Annotated in this window: 16 protein-coding genes; 6 read left to right on the forward strand and 10 right to left on the reverse strand. The window is 57.9% G+C overall.

Annotation, left to right across the window (positions count from 1 at the left end; all coding sequences use genetic code 11):
* Window positions 1-27 precede the first annotated feature (27 nt).
* The 3 genes from F7R90_RS13270 to F7R90_RS13280 all read left to right on the forward strand — a co-directional run bounded on the left by F7R90_RS13270 (window position 28) and on the right by F7R90_RS13280 (window position 2,625).
* Complete coding sequence (locus F7R90_RS13270) at window positions 28-801, forward strand: nucleotide-binding protein (RefSeq protein ID WP_158057900.1); 774 nt, start codon at window positions 28-30, stop codon at window positions 799-801.
* A gap of 44 nt (window positions 802-845) precedes the next feature.
* Entirely contained in the window at window positions 846-2,129 is a 1,284-nt protein-coding gene (locus F7R90_RS13275; RefSeq protein ID WP_158057901.1) for an RNA-guided endonuclease InsQ/TnpB family protein, read from the forward strand.
* 256 nt (window positions 2,130-2,385) lie between these two features.
* The gene (locus tag F7R90_RS13280) at window positions 2,386-2,625 is read left to right on the forward strand and encodes a hypothetical protein (protein WP_158057902.1); all 240 of its coding nucleotides are present in this window, start codon (window positions 2,386-2,388) and stop codon (window positions 2,623-2,625) included.
* A gap of 45 nt (window positions 2,626-2,670) precedes the next feature.
* Here the strand turns inward: F7R90_RS13280 and F7R90_RS13285 are convergent, their stop codons facing one another.
* The 5 genes from F7R90_RS13285 to F7R90_RS13305 all read right to left on the reverse strand — a co-directional run bounded on the left by F7R90_RS13285 (window position 2,671) and on the right by F7R90_RS13305 (window position 7,998).
* Window positions 2,671-3,696 (reverse strand): alcohol dehydrogenase catalytic domain-containing protein, encoded by a 1,026-nt coding sequence (locus tag F7R90_RS13285; protein ID WP_158057903.1) that lies wholly within the window; start codon window positions 3,694-3,696, stop codon window positions 2,671-2,673.
* Window positions 3,697-3,826: 130 nt separating this feature from the next.
* A complete protein-coding gene (locus tag F7R90_RS13290) occupies window positions 3,827-4,765 on the reverse strand; it encodes a lamin tail domain-containing protein (RefSeq protein ID WP_225741170.1) in 939 nt (312 codons plus the stop codon).
* A 108-nt stretch (window positions 4,766-4,873) separates the two neighbouring features.
* Window positions 4,874-6,007 (reverse strand): N-methyl-L-tryptophan oxidase, encoded by a 1,134-nt coding sequence (gene solA, locus F7R90_RS13295; protein WP_158057904.1) that lies wholly within the window; start codon window positions 6,005-6,007, stop codon window positions 4,874-4,876.
* A gap of 117 nt (window positions 6,008-6,124) precedes the next feature.
* Entirely contained in the window at window positions 6,125-7,399 is a 1,275-nt protein-coding gene (locus F7R90_RS13300; RefSeq protein WP_158057905.1) for an FAD-dependent monooxygenase, read from the reverse strand.
* Window positions 7,400-7,491: 92 nt separating this feature from the next.
* Entirely contained in the window at window positions 7,492-7,998 is a 507-nt protein-coding gene (locus F7R90_RS13305; protein ID WP_158057906.1) for a DUF7261 family protein, read from the reverse strand.
* 413 nt (window positions 7,999-8,411) lie between these two features.
* Between F7R90_RS13305 and F7R90_RS13310 the strand changes: the two genes are divergently transcribed.
* Window positions 8,412-10,157, forward strand: coding sequence for a hypothetical protein (locus F7R90_RS13310; RefSeq protein WP_158057907.1), 1,746 nt, complete (start codon window positions 8,412-8,414; stop codon window positions 10,155-10,157).
* Here the strand turns inward: F7R90_RS13310 and F7R90_RS13315 are convergent.
* Complete coding sequence (locus tag F7R90_RS13315) at window positions 10,124-11,860, reverse strand: right-handed parallel beta-helix repeat-containing protein (RefSeq protein ID WP_158057908.1); 1,737 nt, start codon at window positions 11,858-11,860, stop codon at window positions 10,124-10,126. The two genes, F7R90_RS13310 and F7R90_RS13315, sit on opposite strands and share 34 nt — an antisense overlap.
* 440 nt (window positions 11,861-12,300) lie before the next feature.
* On the opposite strand from F7R90_RS13315, the gene F7R90_RS13320 reads away from it, so the two are divergent.
* Window positions 12,301-13,419, forward strand: a complete 1,119-nt coding sequence (locus F7R90_RS13320) for a M23 family metallopeptidase (protein ID WP_158057909.1) — start codon at window positions 12,301-12,303, stop codon at window positions 13,417-13,419.
* Between the two features lie 54 nt (window positions 13,420-13,473).
* Here F7R90_RS13320 and F7R90_RS13325 read toward each other — a convergent pair whose 3' ends face one another.
* From F7R90_RS13325 to F7R90_RS13335, 3 genes are all read right to left on the reverse strand, one after another.
* Window positions 13,474-14,541, reverse strand: coding sequence for a S1C family serine protease (locus F7R90_RS13325; protein ID WP_158057910.1), 1,068 nt, complete (start codon window positions 14,539-14,541; stop codon window positions 13,474-13,476).
* Window positions 14,542-14,563: 22 nt separating this feature from the next.
* The gene (locus F7R90_RS13330) at window positions 14,564-15,460 is read right to left on the reverse strand and encodes a hypothetical protein (RefSeq protein WP_158057911.1); all 897 of its coding nucleotides are present in this window, start codon (window positions 15,458-15,460) and stop codon (window positions 14,564-14,566) included.
* 332 nt (window positions 15,461-15,792) lie between these two features.
* A complete protein-coding gene (locus F7R90_RS13335) occupies window positions 15,793-16,284 on the reverse strand; it encodes a hypothetical protein (RefSeq protein ID WP_158057912.1) in 492 nt (163 codons plus the stop codon).
* Window positions 16,285-16,690: 406 nt separating this feature from the next.
* On the opposite strand from F7R90_RS13335, the gene F7R90_RS13340 reads away from it, so the two are divergent.
* Window positions 16,691-18,343, forward strand: coding sequence for a right-handed parallel beta-helix repeat-containing protein (locus F7R90_RS13340; RefSeq protein WP_158057913.1), 1,653 nt, complete (start codon window positions 16,691-16,693; stop codon window positions 18,341-18,343).
* Here F7R90_RS13340 and F7R90_RS13345 read toward each other — a convergent pair.
* Window positions 18,340-18,822 carry a hypothetical protein gene (locus F7R90_RS13345; protein ID WP_158057914.1) on the reverse strand — a complete coding sequence of 161 codons (483 nt, stop codon included), beginning with the start codon at window positions 18,820-18,822 and terminating at the stop codon, window positions 18,340-18,342. The genes F7R90_RS13340 and F7R90_RS13345 overlap by 4 nt on opposite strands.
* Window positions 18,823-19,789 lie beyond the last annotated feature (967 nt).

Genomic DNA, 19,789 nt, shown 5'->3' on the forward strand with positions numbered 1-19,789 from the left:
TAAGGCATCGCGCGCAACCCCGGCGTGATGGTCGAGGCGTTCGCAGTCGCAAGCGGAAAGGGCGGGACCGGAAAGACCACCACGACGGTCGCGCTCGGCATGGCACTGGCCCAAGAGTACGACGTGACCGTCGTGGACGCCGACACTGGCATGGCGAACCTGCTCTTTCACACCGGTCTCGAATCGGCCGACACGACGCTCCACGACCTACTCGTGGCGGAGACCACCACCGCAGTCGAGGATGCCGTCTACGAACGATTCGGGATGAACGTCGTCCCCTGCGGCACGAGCCTCGCCGCCTTCGAAGACGCCGACCCCGACCGACTACGGGAGGTAGTCGCCGAACTCGCCGCCGACACGGACGTCCTCCTACTCGACTCGCCCGCCGCACTCGGCTCGAAGAGCGCGATTCTCCCTATCGTCCTCGCCGATAGAGTCGTGGTCGTCCTCCAACCGACGATTCCCGCACTCAGCGACGGCCTGAAAGTACAGGAGTACGCCACCTCCTACGGCACCGAGACCGCGGGCGTGCTGTTCAACAAGGTCCCCGATTCGGGAGTTCCAGAGAAGGTTGAGAAGCAAGCGGAACGCTATTTTGATGGACCAGTATTAGGAAGCATCCCGAATTCAGAGGAATTGGCTGGTGTAGAGAATACTGGAGAGCCGATTCTCTCACGAAAACCGAATACAGAGTTCAGCACTACCTTTCGAGATGTTGCTGCTCAACTCACACCAAGGGATAATACTCCAGAAGAAGTCGCTTCACAGGCTCGAAGTGCGATACGGCCTCAGCAGCCGTAATCTGGTGCGTAGATATAAATACGAGAGTGGGACCAACCCATGGTGTGGCTGAGGAGTACCAGCGCCGGACTGCGATCACACGCCTTCAGGCATCCGAGGAGCAATCGAAGCTTCTTGAGCAAACAATTAGTGACTACACGAAAGCCTGCCAACTCGCAGGTAACAAAGCGTGGCCCGACTGTACTTCGAAGCGGCGCGTCCAATCAGTAGCCTACGATTCTATTCGGGACACAACAGGCCTTGGAAGCCAACACGCAATCCTCGCTAGCCATCAAGCGGCAACAGCTGTCGCTGCTTGCCAGAGTCGCTTAGAGAACGGGTATGCTGCCTCAAAGCCGTCGTTTACCGCGCCGACAATCCGGTATGACTCGCGGACGATGACGTTATTTGAGGACGGAACAGTCTCACTATCGACGATTGAGTCTCGGATTCGGTGTTCGCTCGTCCTTCCGTCAGAAGCGGATGGATATCAGCACCGTTTTCTTGAGAGTGATTCGTGGGAACTCACAGAGAGTACTCTAACGCGCCGTGATGGCGGCTGGTTCTTGCATCTGGGATTTCGAGGTCCGCGAAAAGACACTGAGGATTCGACAGTCGAGAACGGAACGGTTCTTGGCGTTGATCTTGGTATCGAGAACCTCGCCGTGACAAGCACTGGCCGATTCGGTTCCGGCGCAGAGCTAACCCACGTACGAGAACAATACGAGCAACGTCGAAGCAACCTCCAGAAGACCGGCACAAGGAGCGCTCACCGAACACTCTCAACAATGAGTCGTCGTGAACGCCGGTTTGCCAATGACACGCTTCACTGCACCTCAAACGAACTCGTCGAAGAAGCCCAATCACAGCAGTGTGGCATAATCGCGTTCGAGAATCTAGAGGGTATAACAGACCGACTGCCTGGTGCAACTACATTCCACACGTGGGCATTCCGTCGTCTCCGTGAATTTGTAGAGTATAAAGCTGAAGAAGTCGGGATTCGTGTAGTGACGGTGAACCCACGGAACACGAGCAAGCAGTGTTCTCAGGTGAGTTGTGAATCAGTGAGCGCAAAGAATCGGCCTGTGCAACATCGATTCGAGTGTACGGAGTGCGGATACGAAGTGCATGCCGACTATAACGCGGCGAAGAATATCGGTTTGCGCGCAGTCCGTGATGGCCACAAGTCGTCATCATGGACGGGTGTCAGTCAATGTGCCCTGAAGTCCGGAGCAATCGCACCGAGTGGAGAATATTTCCCCCACCATGGTGACAAAGAACGACTCACGGACAAACCAAGCCAAGTAGATGGGTCTTCAGAAAGAGACTCAGACAGGCGTGGTAGTTGATCAAGGTTCACGACGTACAGAAATTCGGTCCTATCTGTTCGGCTGGCCATGTTTGAGTGCTGCTATTTTTTCTAAAGGCGTTCTTGGAGGACACCGAGAAGATCGAGGCGATTCGGGAGCAAGCCCGCGAGGAAGCACAGGAACGGGCCGAGCAGTGGGGATTGGACGGTGAGTTGGAGTGAGACTGGACGGCGAACTGGAGTAACTGCCACGTGCGGGCAAACACTGATATCGTCGGAACCGAAACCAATCTGGTATGTCCAAGTGGATTCGACTCGGCGGCTGGGTGTTGCTCGGCCTCGTACTGCTGTGGGTCGTCGCGAAAGTCGTCGCTATCGTCCTCGGCTTCGTCTCGTGGCTCGTCAGCACGCTCGTGACGCTGGTCGTCCTCGCACTACTGCTGTACTTGGCGTACCTCGCGTTCTCGAAGTTGACGGGCGGGAGCGGCGGGTCGGGGCGGTCGAAGTCCCGTGAGCGCGAGAAGATTTTCGAGTAACGCGCCTGTGAAATCGAATTGCTGTTTTCGGGTCTTTCTGTGTTCCTACTGGTGAGGGTATACCATCTTCTTCAGTCCCTCACGTGCCTCCATCTGGTCGAATGCTTCTTCGAGGCCCTCTAAGGCGAACTCGTCGGTGACGAGCGTCTCTACGTCGATGCGGCCGTTCCGGAGCAACGTCACAGCCCGTGCAAACGCGTCTGGTGTGAGCGAGTAGGTGCCGACGAGTTCGCGCTCCTCGAAGAACAAGTCGAACGGTGAGAGTTCGATGGTGGCGTCCTCCGGCGGCACGCCGAAGACGAGTGTTCGGCCGCCCGGTCCCGTGAGCGAGTGTACCTGTTCGATGACTGCCGGAATGCCGACCGCTTCGATGGCGACGTCTACCTCGCCGACGAGTTCGGGGACGACGGTCGTCGGGTCCTGCTCAGTCGGGTCGAGTACGTGGTCGGCACCCACTTCGAGCGCGACATCGCGGCGTTGTTCGACTGGTTCGGAGACGACGATGGTTCCGGCACCGCACGTCCTGAGTAGTTGGACGAGCAGTAGGCCAATCGTTCCCGCTCCGGCCACGACGACCGTCTCGCCGCTCGTCAAGTCGATTTGGTCGATGCCGTTGACACAGCACCCCAGCGGCTCGGCGAACGCCGCCGTTCGGTAGTCGAGGTCGCCGATGGCTTCGACGTTTCCGACGGGAACGCTCGCGTACTCGGCGAAGGCTCCGTCGATGACGTGCGTGGCCGCGCCGCCGAGCGACGTGAGGTCCCGACAGAGGTTCTCTCGGCCGGACTTGCACGCCTTGCACTCGTTGCACGGGACTGACGGGTTGATCGCGACGCGGTCGCCCGCTTCGAAGTCGGTGACGTCGTCGCCGACTGCGACGACTTCGCCCGCGCTCTCGTGGCCCGGCACCATCGGGTAGTCCACGGTCAGTGACCCGGTGTACATGTGGAGGTCGGTCGCACAGACGCCACAGGCGTTTATTTGAACGAGCAGTTCGTCGGCGTCCGGTTCGGGTCGTCGCCGGTCGCCAATCTCCACCGTGTGGGCGTCGGTCAGTGTGGCGGTCCTCATTCGTTCTCTACCGATGGAAGTCGTTCGAGGCGCTTGAAACGTTTGCTCGCGCACCCAGAAATGGTGCTTCGAAAAATACTGAGTCGTGGTACCGCGGACGAGCGCGGGACCGAGACGGACTCGATTCCGTTCAGTACGATCGCGAGACGACGTAGTCGCCGCCGTCGTCGTAGAGCGTCGCGGTGTCGCCGTCGTTGTTCCAGATTGGCGACTCGTAGTCGCCGTAGACGTGGGCGCTGCTGTCGCTTCCGGACCCGGTGTGGACGGTCACGGTCTCGCCGGAGTCGAGACTGAGACTGCTCGGGAACGCGAAGGAGTTCCACGCGTCGTCGTAGAGCGTGTAGCCACCGAGGTCCGCGCTACCAGTGTTGCGGTTCTGGACGACGACGAACTCGTCGTTCAGGTTCGAGGAATCGTAGCCCGCGGGGTCGGGGTTGAACTTCTCGATGGAGATGCCGCCGAGTTCACTACTGGGAGACGTGCAGGCCCAGACGCCGACGCCTGCGTTCTGCGCGTCGCTCTCCGCGCTGTAGAACGAGTCGCTCTGGCTGAACGTGCTGTCGTAGACGCGAGCGTGGCCGTTCTCGATGAGTTGGTAGTTGAAATTCTCGCCGTCGAGGTAGACGTACGCCAGCAGGCGACCGTAGTAGCCCCTGCGGTCGGCTTCCGAGTCGAACTTCAGGGTGACGCGCTCGCCGAGCAGCCGACTCTTTGCGACCGCGCTGGAGACCTCGCCTTCGTAGCCGAGGCAGGTCTCGCCGTCGCTCGTTGACGGGATGCCCTCGAACTCTCCGGGCGTGTTCTCGGTGTGGACTTCGGGCGTATCGACGCCGAGCAGTCGAACGGTGTCGGTGCTACCGTTGTCGTACCGTACGTCGATTGTGTCGCCGTCGGTCACGTCGATGACGGTAACCTCGACGGACCCGCTGATTGACTGGGTGGAGAAGTCGGGCGATTGGGGCGAGTTGTCGATGGACTGAGTGCCGAGCGCACCGCTCGCGGGTACCGCGACGCTTGCGACGAGCAGTGCGACGATGAGGGTCGTGAGTGCGTTGGTATGAAGTCTCACACACAGCTATGCCCGCGTGATTTTATTAAATTTTTCTACGAAATAAACTGTGCCGGATAGCAGGGTCGTGAACCGGACAGCACTGGTCAGACCAGACTGAACCGATTGTCACCGAAACCGCTCGACTGCGAACGGGTCGATGGGGAGGTCCGTCTCTCCCTCTAACGCAAGGTCGGCGAGAATCTCGCCGACGACGCTGGCGAACTTGAAGCCGTGACCGGAGAACCCGGCCCCGACGACGACGTTCTCGTGGTTCGGATGCGTGTCTAAGATGAAGTCTTCGTCGGGCGTGTTCGTGAACATGCAGGTCGAGAGGCGCATCGTCGGCCCACTCGCAGTCGGGAAGTACTCCGACGTGAACGTTCGGAGGAGGCGTTCGTCCTCGCGGTCCGGTTCCGTGTCGAGTTCCGCAGGGTTCCCAGTCTCCTCGCGGTGATGGAATCTGCCGAGTTTGAACCCCGGAACGTCGTACACCGGGAAGCCGTAGTAGTGGCCTTCCGGCACCTCACCGACGAACACGGGGAATCGCTCCGGGTCGAACTGCGGCGGTTGTTTCGGTTGGAGCCACCCGAGTACTTGCCGTTCAGGTTGCAGATAGTCCGCGAGCGTCGGCACCAACTGCCCCGTCCACGCGCCAGCGGTCACGACCAGTTTCTCCGCGCTGTAGTCGCCACGGTCAGTCGTGACGCGGACACCGCTCTCGTCGGCGTCCCACGCTTCGACTTGCTCGCGCGCTCGCACGGTTGCACCGTGGGCGTGGGCGTCCTCGACGTGTGCGACGATGCACTGCTCGGAGTGGAGAAATCCGCCGTCGACCTGATACACTGCTCGATAGTCGTCGGGCACGTCGTAGCCGGGGAATCGGTCGTTGAGTTCCTCCCCCGAAAGGACCTCGTGGTCGATGTCGTGGAGTTCGGCCGAGCGCCGGGATCCTTCGAAGACGCCGCTCCCGCTCGGCCCGAAATCGACGGAGCCAACTTGGTGGAACAGCGGCCGGTCGTACCGCTCGTCGAGTTCCATCCAGCGGTCGAGCGCACGCCGGACTAACGGCACGTACGCTGGGTCTTCGTACTGTGGCAGGCGGATGATGCGAGTGACGCCGTGGGAAGAGCCTCTGGCGTTGGGCACGTCGAATCGCTCGATGCCGAGTACGTCGAGTCCACGCCGGGCGAGTTCGGATACCGTCGCACTCCCCATCCCGCCGACGCCGAGTACGATGACATCGTAGTCTTCAGTTGTCATGGTCTGCGTCCTCGTTGGTCGTGAGTTCGGGCTTCGTGGTGAAAGTTCGGTCGCTCGCGCCAGACCACAGCGCTGACCGTCAACCGGACTGACGGTCGGCGACGCACCCGGTAGCTATCAGTCCACGAAGCGCGACCGGGCCACCGAAACGGACTCGTCACCGAGCGCGAACGATTCGACGAAGCCCCGAAGTCGGCGCGAGTGTGGAGCCAACCAGCCGAACGCCGACGCTGACCCGCGGACGAGCCACGCCGGGACGTACCGACCGTAATCGAGCCAGAAACGGAGGTTCTGGGCGGCACGCCGCTGGAGCGCGATAACGCGCTCGACCGTCGGACGACGACGAACTTCGAACTCGCGCAGTCGGTCGCCGGACAGTATCCCGTCACCCTCCGGGCCGTCACGCTCCGCGAGCGCATCCACGAGAATGCGATGAGCGACGACGGCGTCTTCGACGGCGAGCGGGTTGCCCTGCGCACCGATAGGGCTCGCAGTGTGGGCGGCGTCACCCAACAGTAGGAGACCGTCGCGAGTCCACGAGTTCGCGACGCCCGGCGAGACGTCCAGCAACGTCGTGTCTCGAAAGCCGTCCAGATGAGCATCGACGGCCGCGGCCAGTTCCGGGTCGATGGCTGCGATTCGGCGACAGAATGCACCGAAACCCGCTTCCCGAATACTGGGCCACTCGCCGTCCCGAACGATGTAGCCGACCTGAACGTCACCGCCGCCCAGTCCGAAGAAGACGAGGACGCCGTCGCGGTCGATTCGCCCCTGATTCCGGGCGTCGAGGGCACCCTGCGGGAGCTTGAACCACACAAGGTCGATGGGCGACTCGAACCAGCCGGGGTCGATGCCCGCACGCTCGCGGACGGTGGAGTACCGGCCGTCGGCACCCACGACGGCACGCGCATCGAAGGTGATGTCCTCGTCTACCTCGCGGTCGTGGGCCACCACTCCGCAGACTCCACCCGAGTCGTCGGTCCGAAGGTCGGTGACCGTCGTCGCAGGGTAGAACGCGAAGCCGTCGTACGCGCTGGCGCGCTCGACCAGACACTCCAAGAGCGCGGGCTGTTCCATCATGAGCGCGTAGGGATAGTCGGTGTCGAGCAGGTCGAAATCGAGTACCGAGACCGCTCCGCCGTACAACGAGAACGACCCGTCCGTGACCGTCTCGTGAGCGAGGTCAAGCACGTCTTCGAGGACGTCCATCTCCTCGAACAACCGAATGACGCCGGGATTCCAACCGAAACCCCGATACTCGCGCTCGAACGTAGCCGCTCGCTCGACGAGTGCAACCTCGACACCGCTCCGTGCGAGGAGATACGCGAGAACGGCACCACCGGGTCCACAGCCAACGACGACGACCTCCGCGGATTCAGTTCGGTCGGACATCCGTGTCCTTCTGGGTTCGATCGGCGGCACAATATCTCTTCGGCGGCAAGGGACGCGGTCGAGGTGAATAGCGTGGTGAGACAGGACGATTCCTACCGGCCGACCGGCCGAACGAGTATCGTCAGTTCTGTCGTCCCGCGCTCCGTCGTCACCCGAACGTAGAAGGCCACCGCGAGGACGTGCGTCTCGCCAGCGCGCTCCTGGACGACGACACCCTGTCGGACGATACACCCGCCAAAGTCTCGATTCGACCCGGACAGACAGTTGTCCTGTCGCCACGCCTGCGCCGCCGATTGGTTGTACGAGACGCGATACGCGGTTCCTGATTCGACGCGTGAAGAGCGCAACGAGTTCACCCTCGGTTCTAGTTCCGACCGAACTTCTGACACCGCGAGGTCGCGGTCGGTCCACGCGTACTCCCCACGAGTCTCGACACTGGCTTCGTGGACCGCACGCTCCAGCACGCGCTCTGCGTTCCGGCCGGGCGACGTGTAGTCCTCGCTCGCAGTCACGTCGCCGTGGTAGCCCAGTTGCAGGTACGCGAACACGACCGGTGCGAGCGCGACGGCATCCGCAGTTTCGGCTCGGTCTAACGACATTTGTTAGCGTGGTTTGAGAAATGAGCGCGTTGTAGCGGTCGTGCCCATACGACTCGCTAACCTGTTCGGAGAGACGCTAGAAACTACTTCTCTTGAATGTTGGCAGCAGGAACGGACGGCGCACGCCATAATAGTCGTCACCGAATACAGTTCTACGGAATTTGTTATTAGCGAAGTGCCAGTAACGATGTGCACCAAGAGCAATCTATCAACCGTTCTCCGTTCCCCCACCTAGTTTTTCGATTCGCTGTAGCGAAATATTCGCTTCGTCGATAGTCTCTCTAACATGAAGTTACGTATTATCACGGAGTGTTTGAGGCTTGGAAGATCACGAACAGTACGTCACTCATCGTGAATACCTTGGGAATCCAGTAGATAACTAAGTAGACGAACAGTGCAGAGAAAACAGTTCGATGTCAAACGACACGCCGACGAACGAACGGACAGAAGTAACCGAAACCGGAGCTCGCCAGCCGTATATTTCATTTCTCAATGAGCTAGTTTCGGCATTCAAGACTGTTGACGATGCCGAGCGAACCAACGAAGCTCAGGGAGTAACCAAGACCAGACGTGCGATATTGCAAGAAGTAGGGGCCACAGGTGCCCTTACGGTCGGTATCGGTTCCTATTCTGGACTTGCATCAGGTAGCTCGGGAGGACAACATCGGTCTTCTGAGCGGTCATCCGATGCTCTATGGAGGTCTAGGGGGCAAGAAGAACCACCGGACTGTGAAGCAATAAGAAGAGAGATATTACAAGACCTCGCTTGGGCAAACGACCTCTTAGAAAATTGTCTCAAAGCACAAGTTGAAGCTCAGCAGAAGCAAGAGCAAGCCATCGAAGAGTTCTTCGAAAATTTCCCTGAATTCGGTGTCCGACGTGATCCTGTAGAAGGCTACAGTGCCCCGGACTGCACAGGGCTCCAAGAACGCGTTGACGAGCTTGAAGCGGCCTATAATCAACCGTGCGAGACACTCGACCAACCGGAAGACGGGGCGGGTCAATCACCCGGTGGAGGTGGTGGACAGGGCCAGCCCCAAACGCCGGAAGAGACGCCCGAATTACCTTGTGAAGTGGCACTGGATCTGTTCGGGCTCCTATTCGATAGCCTCGGAGAGTTAACGAACGGCTTTCGAGAAGGGTTAGACGGGGCGCGACAAGTCCTCGGCGGACTCGTCCCAGTCTTTCGACTCGTCCCACCAGCGGGCGCAGCAATTTCGTCGTGGCTGGCCACGATAGACCAACTCGAAGAACTAACCCTGGAAGTGGATGACATGGCAGAGCAAGCAGGAGAACAGGTGCAACGACTTGGAGACTGCGGGGCAGGCGCTGACGGAGAATCGGACAACGGACCAACAACGACAAGCGCTCGAAACTCCTGGGATGCGGGTCGGAGCGAAATTCAGAGGGGTACTGAATCGAACAGTGGAGTGTCATCACGGCGTTTTCTGGCCGCACAACCCACTCGAATCGAAATCGATTACGAATCGATTGACTACAACTACCGAGAGGTCGCAGCGTTCGACCCGTGGAACCTCCAATTCGACGACCCCGCGAACCAAATAGAGGCCACCGTTCAAGACCTCGCTGCGAACGCGCTGTACCTCGCATCGACACAATATAACATCGCACTGAGTCTTCGGCGATACGAGACTGTCACCCGACTTCGACAAGAATTCCAATCGATGGCATATGTCGACTCAGTGTTCGCCTGGTCACTGGCACAGATCGAAATAAAACAAATTCGGGCCATCGCTCGAAATGCAGCAGACGCTGCGAAACTAGTTAGCAATGTAATCGCGTTGCAGTCGCAGATAAACGCGATCCTACAGGAAGCAGATGTGGAAGATTCGGGGATCGATAGTGAAGTCGCGACGGAGGAGTTCACCGAATGGTGGGCAACCGACGAGAATCAGGCGTACGTGAACGAAGTATTTAATCTCACTCCGAGGCAGTGGTCGGTGTTCGAATCGAGTGTCACTGACGCACTCGCCGATTCACCCTTCGGTGGCGACGACCAGACCATCCTCCTCGACGAGGAATGGGTGACTGCGATGGAAGACTACCGTGGGTCGTTCGTCACGTTGGCGGAGACGTTCACTCAACTGCACGCAGAACTCAAGGACTACTGGGCACCCGTGGGACGACGAGGGGGATGAGGGAAACGAGTCGACGTTCTTGGTTCTTCGCCGATTGGAGAACCAGCCTCCCTCACATTAAGCCACACTACGGGGATTTCGTTCGTTGTGCTCCCTCGATCGGTCGAATCAGATGTTTGTTCCGTGTGCGGGGTCGTCTGCACCGTCGTCGAAACGTTCAGGATTCTCCACTGGACTGATAGATTCGTGATGCGTGCGTCGGGACTTGTTTGGACGTAAGTCACTCGCGGGCCTATCCGACGCGGACTCCAGTCCGGTTCAATCTTCGAACGAGTCGTGTTGATATCGACGGCGACGTCTCGGCCGACGAACGAAACGTCGGCAGCGACGTCGACAAGCGTGAAGTTTTGTTCGGGCGACGAAGAGACGTTGAGTCGCTTAAGATGACTGATGGTGAGGTTCTGGACTGTGTTAGGAGAGGGGTTGTCAAACGAGAAGTACGACCATCCATTGGTATCGCGAACCATCGTATTCCTGAAGCTGTTGTCACCCGACCCTCTGACCGCAATTGCGGACGTGTAGTTCCCTTCGAACTCGAAGGCTCGAAGTGTAGTCGTATTCAGAATGACGTCGTTGACGAACTCGTTGTCGGTTGCTTGAGACGTGAGTGTGATTCCACTATGCACGTTGCCCCATAGATAGTTCCCGATGAACCGATTGTCGTCGGACCCATTGACGACGATACCTGCAGAGTAGTTTAGTTCAACAGTATACGTAGCTGTTCCCGACGTGTTGACGACGGTGTTGTCGATAACATTGTTCTCGTTGGCGTCCGATACGAGGGCGATTCCACTGTGCTCGTTGGCCATCGCGTCGTTTCCGCGAATCGTATTCTGACTGGAGTCCTGCATCAACAGAATCCCGTTGAGCCCGTTCTCGCTTGCTAGGTTTTCCGCTACTGTGTTTCCGTTCGAATTGTCGGCAACGGTGATTCCAGAGAGGACGGAATTCGAAACTGTGTTTCTGGTGATAACGTTGCGGCTCGAATTCCGGAGGTAGATACCGTCGTATCGTTGCGTCCTGTTCACCGTGTTATTCGACACTGTCACGCCGGTCGAGTCGAGGAGCGCAATACCGTCGAGTTTGCTCTCGACAATCGAGTTGACGGTTGCTGACCCTCCGTCGAGACCGTCCAGAACGATACCAACGCTATTGTTTGTCAGTTGATTCTCCGTCGCCCGAATCCCGGTCGTTCGATAGAGACCGACTCCGGTCACCGTTTGCTCTGTCGTCACTCCGGTCACTAGACCATCGGACGTGCCAGCAACAGCGACACCGTACACCCAGTCAGTCGTAGTTACCGCGGTGACCGTAACGTTCGACGAACCTGTGACGAAAACGCCATGATATGCCCACCGATTCGTCGTCGGATTGGGAGTCGTTGCGGGAATCTCGCTATCATTGAGATACTCCTCCGTGATGTTCTCGTCGCCAACGGTTCGATTTCGGAGGACGCTCCAGTTCCCATCGACGACGTGACCACCACCATCGAAGACGACGTCGCTCGCTTCGATCCGAATGCACGTTTCTGCAGTACTGTTTACGATATCTCCAGTGAGGACGTACCGACCGGACTCGGTGATCGTGGTACAGGAGTCGATTTGTTGCGGAGAGGCGTCGGTGTTCTGTTCGACAACGCTGTTCGCACCGGTGGTCGAAGCCAGTAGTAGTCCGACAGTAACGAAAACGTACAGGACTCGCATGTCGAGTTTCGTCGACCTTCTCCATCTTTGTTATTCAGCGACGCCCGCACCGAAAGACACGCGCAATACAGAATTCGTTACAGTACGGAGTGATTCGCGCTCCCGACAATCCCGAGTTGAACAATCCCAGAGGTCGCGGGAACGTGGTAGTCTTCGATTTACGAACAATCGGCTGGCGACCGTAGGTAGATTATCGTCCGTCAGCGCCGCGTGGAATCGACACGTGTCTTTCGATTATCGAGTTGATTCGACCGTACGGAACCGCTCGAAATCGTCGCCGGGGTTCCCGAATGCGTCTGTCGCCCACGTCAGACCACCACCGTCGGCGGGCCACCATTGCACGGTATCGTGGACGTATCGCAATTCTCGAACGAAGCCCGGTTTAGGCGGTCCGGAAAGTCATATCGCGACGCACCTGTTTGCCAGCCCGCGATAAGGCTATGAAAGACGGCGACGTCCAAGACTGTGGATGGACCATGAGGGATCGTAGCACGGGGCGAAAGACACAGGAATTCAGCAGACGAAAATTACTCAAGGCAGTGGGTGCCAGTAGTGGCCTCGCCGTCGGAACGGGGGTCACCAGCGCTCGGAGCAGGGGCTCAAGCGAAGCGGTAGCGGAAGCCGATACGCTGGCGCAGGACACGTGCCCGCCGGACCTGACGGGTCGATGGGAGACCGAAGACGGAAACGAGTGGACACTCGACCACATCGGATCGACTGTGTATGGATACACGATGGGTGACGCCGAATGTGACGGGGATAATGGTTGGGTTCCTACGGGCGATCAGGAGTCGCCCGACTTGGTAATGGAGGCAACGTTCACCGACGACACGCTCACGGGGACCCAAGAGATCTGTTACACGTCCACCGACGAGGACTGGCCCTGCTATGGGCAGGTCATCTGGGAAGACTTCGAATTGACGGTTTCAGAAGATGGTCACACGTTGAGCGGCTATTGGGTCGATAGCTGTAACGAGATAGAAGTCTCCGACTCGCTCACGCGGTGCGGCGGTGACAACCAGCACGACCCCTTAGACGATATGTCTACGCTCCAATCACCTGGGCCTTCAGGATGGCGCGGAGCGATCTTCGGCTGTTACCGGAGTGGTTGTAAGGTGAGACACAGAGGGTGGGATATTCACGCGCCCGTCGGCACACCGGTAAAGGCTGCAGTCAGTGGGCGAATCACTCATCGAACTCAGGAGAACAAGGAAACCGGCGAGAAAACAGGGTTCGGCGACTACATTGTCCTTCGAGACAGCGGGTCGAGAAACAGTTTCATATACGCACACCTCGGGACGCGTAAGCCGGAGGACTACTACTGTGCTGGCGAAGAGATCGGCACGGTAGGGATCAGCGGGAACGCGAACGCTGCCAGGCCGCATCTCCACATCGAAATCGGCTACAGGAGAACCCGTCTCGACCCCAACGAATTCTTTGAACTGCCGAGTCAAGTTGTCGAACAAGTCGGTTCAGCCCCCAAGTACATCCAATTACCCGACCAGTGGAACTGCGTGCCGTGTGAGATGAATCAGGCCTTGCTGGACTTAGAATGTTGACCGGCGACGGGATACCGAACTGTTCGAACGGTAGCAGAAGGCCGGAAAACGAGATCACGGTTCCGGCCGCGCTCCGACAGGTACGTCGATCGACTCTTCTTCACCCGATCGAACGACGGTGAGGCGAACGGTTTCCCCCGGACTCGCTTGCAGCGTCAAGTACGTAAAGAGGTCGCGTTCAGTCTCGACCGGTTGGCCGCCGAACGCGACGATGACGTCGCCGCCGGTCGGGACGGAGACACCCCTGACGACCTGCCGACCGCTGCTTCCGCGGAGGGGTCCCGCAGCAGGCCCGTTTGTCGTCACGTCGGTAACGAGGACGCCTCTAGGTTCGACGACCCCGTTCGCTTCCGCGACGATTGGATCGACCGTCACCACCTGAATGCCGAGGAACGGATGACGGTACTCACCCCTCTCTATCAGTGCCGGGACGACGCGACGGGCGAGCGATGCAGAGATTGCGAAGTTGAGTGCTTCGGTGGGACCACGCGAGAGTACCCCCGCGACCTTGTGATTCATCGTGACGAGCGGCCCGCCGCTGTTGCCGGGGTTGGCCGCTGCGTCGGTCTGGATAGTATCGTGAATCGTGTAGCCTCCGGCATCGACCGAGCGGTCGACGCCGCTGACGAGACCGGCCGACACGGAATCTTCGAAGCCCAACGGATTCCCGACGAGAATCACCTCCTCGCCGACCGTCGGATCGTTCCGTCGCAAGGCGAGCGGAGTTGCGTAGTCTGGGTGGTCTGGTACCCGGAGCACTGCGAGGTCGCTAAGAATATCTGTCGCGACGATTTCGGGGGTTCGCCAGTCGTTGCCTCGGTATCTGACCTCGAACGCCGTTCCATCCTCAACGACGTGTTGGTTCGTGAGGACGTGTGAGTCGTCGTAGACGAATCCCGACCCCGATGCGGTCGGCCCGTCGGCGTCGTACGTTCGCACCCCGGTCACAGAGTCGGCGACGGCTCGATAGATGGGAACGTACTCTTGATCAGAACCCCCTCCCTGCAGTGCTGCGTTCTCCCCGTTAGTTGCGAACTCTGTCGATACGCCTCCGATACATCCTGCGATGCCTGCTCCGATTCCGACGCTGACTGCTTGCAGAAATCTTCGTCTGGATTTCATAAATAGTCGAGAGACCGTGCGGTCAGGCAACCGTCCCGTTCGTCACCGATGGCGGTGCGGGATACTCGATGAGGCTGGTTCTCGTGAAGACGTACGCAATCCGTTCGGTTTCGTTCGCAGCCAACTGCGAGGCCGCTCCGGCGATCTCGATCGACGGGTCAGCTTCGTTCTCTCCCACCAGGTTCGTCGCTGCCCACGGAGTACGGTGAGTCACGTACGAGATTTCGTCGAGGGACGCGTTGAGATTCAACAGCGAACTATCGACTGCGCCCGCAGCAGTGCCCCTCGCGGCTGCTTCGATTATCTCTGGACTTACTTCCGGGTTTTCGGTAGCACCCGTGACCGCGCCGTGGGCGGCACCTTCGGCCACCTGAAACGTTATTTCGACGATCGCTACCTGACTGGCGTTCTGCTGTTCGGTCGCCGCCGTCGTCAGGCCCGCCATCGCTCCCTGGACCGCCGCCCGAAGCTGTTCTTCAGTCGCACCGTACCCTAACGTACCGTATGCGACGCCATATGCCGCCTCTTCGAGGATGATTGGATTCGTCCCGGGATTCGCACCTGCGATAGCCGCTTCGAGGATCGTCTCCTGTTCCTGGGCACTGACCGAGATTCCGCTTCGTTCGGTGGCATCGACTCCCGCTTGCACGCCCGTAGTAATCGCCTGGCGCTGCTCGGCCGAAAGCTCGGACGTCTCTCCATCTTGCGTCGTCTCTTCCTCTCCTTCCGTGGTCGTTTCGGCTTCCTGCGTCGTCTCCTCTTCTTGTGTAGTCGTTTCGGTCCCGTCTTGCTGACCAACCTCATTGGAGCTGGTCCCCATGGAATTCCCGTCGATAACGGCCGCGCCTGTGGTCATCGCAGCGACGCTGGTCGCGAGGCCGAGAACGACGAGGACGATGGCGAATTTTCGTGCTGTCATCGAATTCCCCACCCACTGGTCGACAGTTCACTCCTAATAACCGATTGACAGTTATGGTATCTGTGCGATATTAGTAAGTTTCGACGGTGGATACAGAAGCCGTTACGGGTCGTGGAATGGCCGAAACACACTGTTTTCTATCATATCATCCCCGCAATAGCAGCCGGATTGTCCCAGCTTACCGAACTATCTGAGGGATATGTGAATTTCCACTGCTAAGCCGTCAATCGAGTGATGGTACTGTCACGTTCGAGTCGGCACCGCGAGGAGATACGCATCTCTTCGGAGACCCATCGTGGAGAGGTGTGGTACGCCATTCGACAGTGCACTGGTCATCGCGTTCCGGAAGAATAGGACCGAGTCGCGACCAGCGTGCCGAACAAGAGCAACAGTCCGAAGAAGTCAAGCGGCAACCGTCCCTCGTCTCCACTTCGATCAGCAAACGTCGTTATCGCACCCGCCGGCGTACTCGTTCCCCAATAGGCGCTCCGACGGTCGGTCATCGTTTCGTTCACGAAGTACGTAGTCGTGTATCCTGCCCCATCGACGACGGTTACATTCCCGCTCACGTCTACGTCCACAGCATTCCAGCCACATCTCACGCTCACGACGAAGCCGTTCTCCTCGTTCTCGACCCTCGAAGGAGAACAGTACGTGTTAACCTCGACCAGTCGCCAGTCACTCTGGTTGTGCAGCGCGTTGTGCTGTCGAACCTCCTCGTATCTGGCGACGTACCGACCGACGTTCTCCATAGTCAACGGAACCGGCTTCGACGGTGGTTCCCTTGGATATACTACTTCGGTGTCGTCTGCTCGTACTTGCATACACCTTCGAGAAGTCGTCGTGATGTTTCGAGTAGTCGTCGTGACGTTGGTTCTGAGTTCGTGTCGGTCGGTCGTCGTAATCGTCGTACACGAATCGGGGGCGACCCGATTCGAATGCGTGTCGGCCCGAACGGAGTGTGCGACCGCTGGTGAGACGGCGGCGATGAGGACCCCGAAACTAACGAGCAAAACAAAAACGAACGCTCGTAGTCGCAGGGTTCGCAGTCTCGTGACAACCTGCATGAGGATGGATTATTCGGCCAGTTTGCGCTTAGTTATTCGCCGCACTCCTGTCTGGTACGCGCGAGTAATTTATCGATGGAGGAAAAAGTCGTCTGAGGCAACCGAGGATGAGTGTATAGTCACGCGTCAATAACAAAGAGACTGCCCCCAGTCTGCCTACGGGATGAGTGACCACACCGTACTGCTGGTTGTGAGCGTACTCATGAGTGGCCTCGTCGCACCGGGACCCGTAAATCAAGAGACGGGCGGTTCCACCCCCGCCGAAATCGACTCTTGCACGACGATTACCGAATCGGGCCACTACGCGCTCACGGCCGATATTCTAAACAGTACGGAAGCTACGTGCATTCGAATCGAGGCAGACGACGTCGTCTTAGATGGTGCCGGACACACCATCGACGGCAATTGGAGTGTTCTCCGCGAGAACACAGGAGTCGGAGACAGCCTCTTCGAAGCGTTTGCAAATGCGACGGAAATCGGGACTGCAAATGCGACCGTTTCACAGTGGGCGTACCACGGAGTATTCGTGTCGGAGTCTGAAAACGTTACAATCTCCGGATTGACGGTCAGAGATTGGGTTTACGGAATTGCGTTCTTCGACGTAACCGACGGCAATATACGGGGTGTAACGACCGAACAGACCGCGACGGGTGTCGGACTATTCCAATCAACCACAATCCGTACGGAAGCGGTGGAATCGACGAACAGTACGATAGGCGTCGTTCTCGACGACGTCTCGGTCAGCAGTGTCACGAACAGTGAAATAAATAACAGCGTTCTCGACGGAATGGAACTCTTCGAGACGACGGGGTCCAGTATCGTTGAAAACACGATTCGGAATACGGGGCGATACGACGGCCTCTATCTCCGAAATTCGAGTCAGAATACCGTCCGAGACAACGATATCGGATCAAATACGCTGTCTGGAATTGCACTCGCAAGGGGGTCGAACAGCAACATAGTGGAGTCGAATTTAGTTGAACAGAACGGCCTCAACGGTATCCTCGTCCGTGATAACTCGGTTCTGAATACGGTGACGAACAACACCCTCGAAGCGAACGCTCACAGCGGAGTTTCAGTAGTCGATGGAGCGAACCAAAATATCGTCCAAGGTAACGTGATACGAAACACGACCGGTGAAGACCCGTACACTGCTCAGGTGAACTACTCCGCGGGAATCGTAATAAACCAGTCCAGTCGAAACCAAGTGACCGAAAATTGGGTTCAAGGGAACGCGTACAGCGGTATCACGCTCACCAACGAGGCGAACGAGAACTTTCTCACGGGGAACACGATACTCAATACCACAGGGGTAGAAATCACCGTACCCGAGACGTTTCGCACCGTCTCAGTAGACCATCCCGCGGCGATTTTCATCGACCGGAGTAGCGAGAACGTCATCCGAGAGACGTACGTTCGAGATTCCGAACTGTGGTCGTACTACTCGACAGCAGTAGCGTCACAGAACATCGTTCGGAACTTGACCGTCGCGTCTATCAGGCGGTATAACGTCTCGACTGACCCGACCGAGGCTGCGGAGTTCTCGTTCGTCGAAGTTGCCACTGTCGTTTCGTTCACCGGTCGGAACGTCGCTCTCGACGCGAACGTTACCGAAGGGATAATCGAACCCGACTGGGAACCGAGTCGGTCCGCTCCGAGAGTAAACGAAGTCGGAACCAGCGAGAACTCCACGCTCGAAAATATGAGCGTCCGATGGTATCTAAGAGCGGTGCCGACAGAACTCGTAGAAAATACGACTAACAGAAGAGTCCGAGCGACTACCACCACCACGACCGTAGAAGGGGAAACAACTTAGCCAGCTACGCGCGACGAACCGAGCCACAATTCTCGAAGGGTAGAACGGGACTCACGGAAGGAGTTGGCCACGGCTCGGTTCCCCGCGGCGAGGTCGCGCATGAGTGCTTCCCACTCGTCGTCCAAGTACTCCGTCGGAGTCGAATTTTCGATGTCGATGTCGTTGAGTGCTGCGACAGCGTCGTCCGTCCAACCGACGTACACATCCCATTGGAGCGGCGTCAACTGATACGTTCGGAGCAGTTCGTCTCGATACGGTTCGTCGCTCCACGACTCACGGATTCGCTGTTTTACTTCGTCAGGAGATAAATTCGAGAGGTCGTCACCGGCTTGCTCCCACGCGGCGTTCACCTCAGGTCGCATCTCGATGGCCTCCTCAAGTAGGGCTACGGACGCTTCGGCGTTGTAGATGATCGCACTCATCTGTTTGAGTTCGGCCTCGACGAACGGAAGAATCTCGAAGCGTGGGACGTACTGCATGTTTTCGTACGTCACTCTGGTGTCGAAAGCAGTGGCGTACCTCGAATAACTTACCGCTAAATCGTAGTCTACGAACACTTGGTACAGACTGTTGCGGACGAAGTCTTGAAACACAGCTTCGGCATCGTTCGTCGGAGGCTCGAAATCGAGCTCCCACGGTTCGAAGGTTCGAGCTTCGTCGTACGCGTACGATTGAACATCAACTACGTCAACAGTCGGTTGGTCTTGAATTGCTGTAGTAGTCTCACTTTGTAGTGATAATCGCCTGATTGCTCGCTTGCCCGCGTCTATTTTCTGATTGTACTTCAAATCATCCTGCGGCTCGATCACCCTGTCCCCACTGAGACAAGCACGCTGTTGCTCTAATTGAGAAATCTGATTTCTCGTTCTTTTTATCATCTTTTCTAGTTCCTTCCGCTGTGCGTACTTGGCCTCTCGCGTATCCCAAGCGTTCTCCCAGCGACTACCGTTTGGCGGGCGCAGAACAATTCTAGCAGCACCCGCTCCGATAGAGAATCCCCCAATAGAGAGTTTATTCGTTTGTTCTATCTCTCGCGTAAGCGCATCGATTTCATAGTCTAAGTCTATCAGCTGTTCTTCTAATCGGTTCAATTCCCCGTACAGATGCCTGAGAGCGCGATTTATCTCTCGTCGAGATTTAACGTTTCTTGGAACGTCCTGACACTCCTCTAACAATCGAGCTAACAATCTCCGCTGTAATTCGTAAATCGCGTACTCGCCAGCGCAAGACGGCACGGCGAGATACCCACATTCTTCCGGGGTAAAACAATCGTGTCGAACTCCGAATTCCCCCACGAGGTTTTCCTGTAACCGTCGGTTCTGTTCCTCTATGTCGGCCTTTCTCCGCATGCAATTGTCGTATTTTGCTTTCGCCTCCCGCAATTCCTTCAGTAACCGTTCCCGTTCCTCCCGACAACTGAGACTCTGGCGGTATTCTTCACAATCG

The organism is Halorussus halophilus (assembly GCF_008831545.1).
GTDB classification, from domain to species: Archaea; Halobacteriota; Halobacteria; order Halobacteriales; family Haladaptataceae; genus Halorussus; species Halorussus halophilus.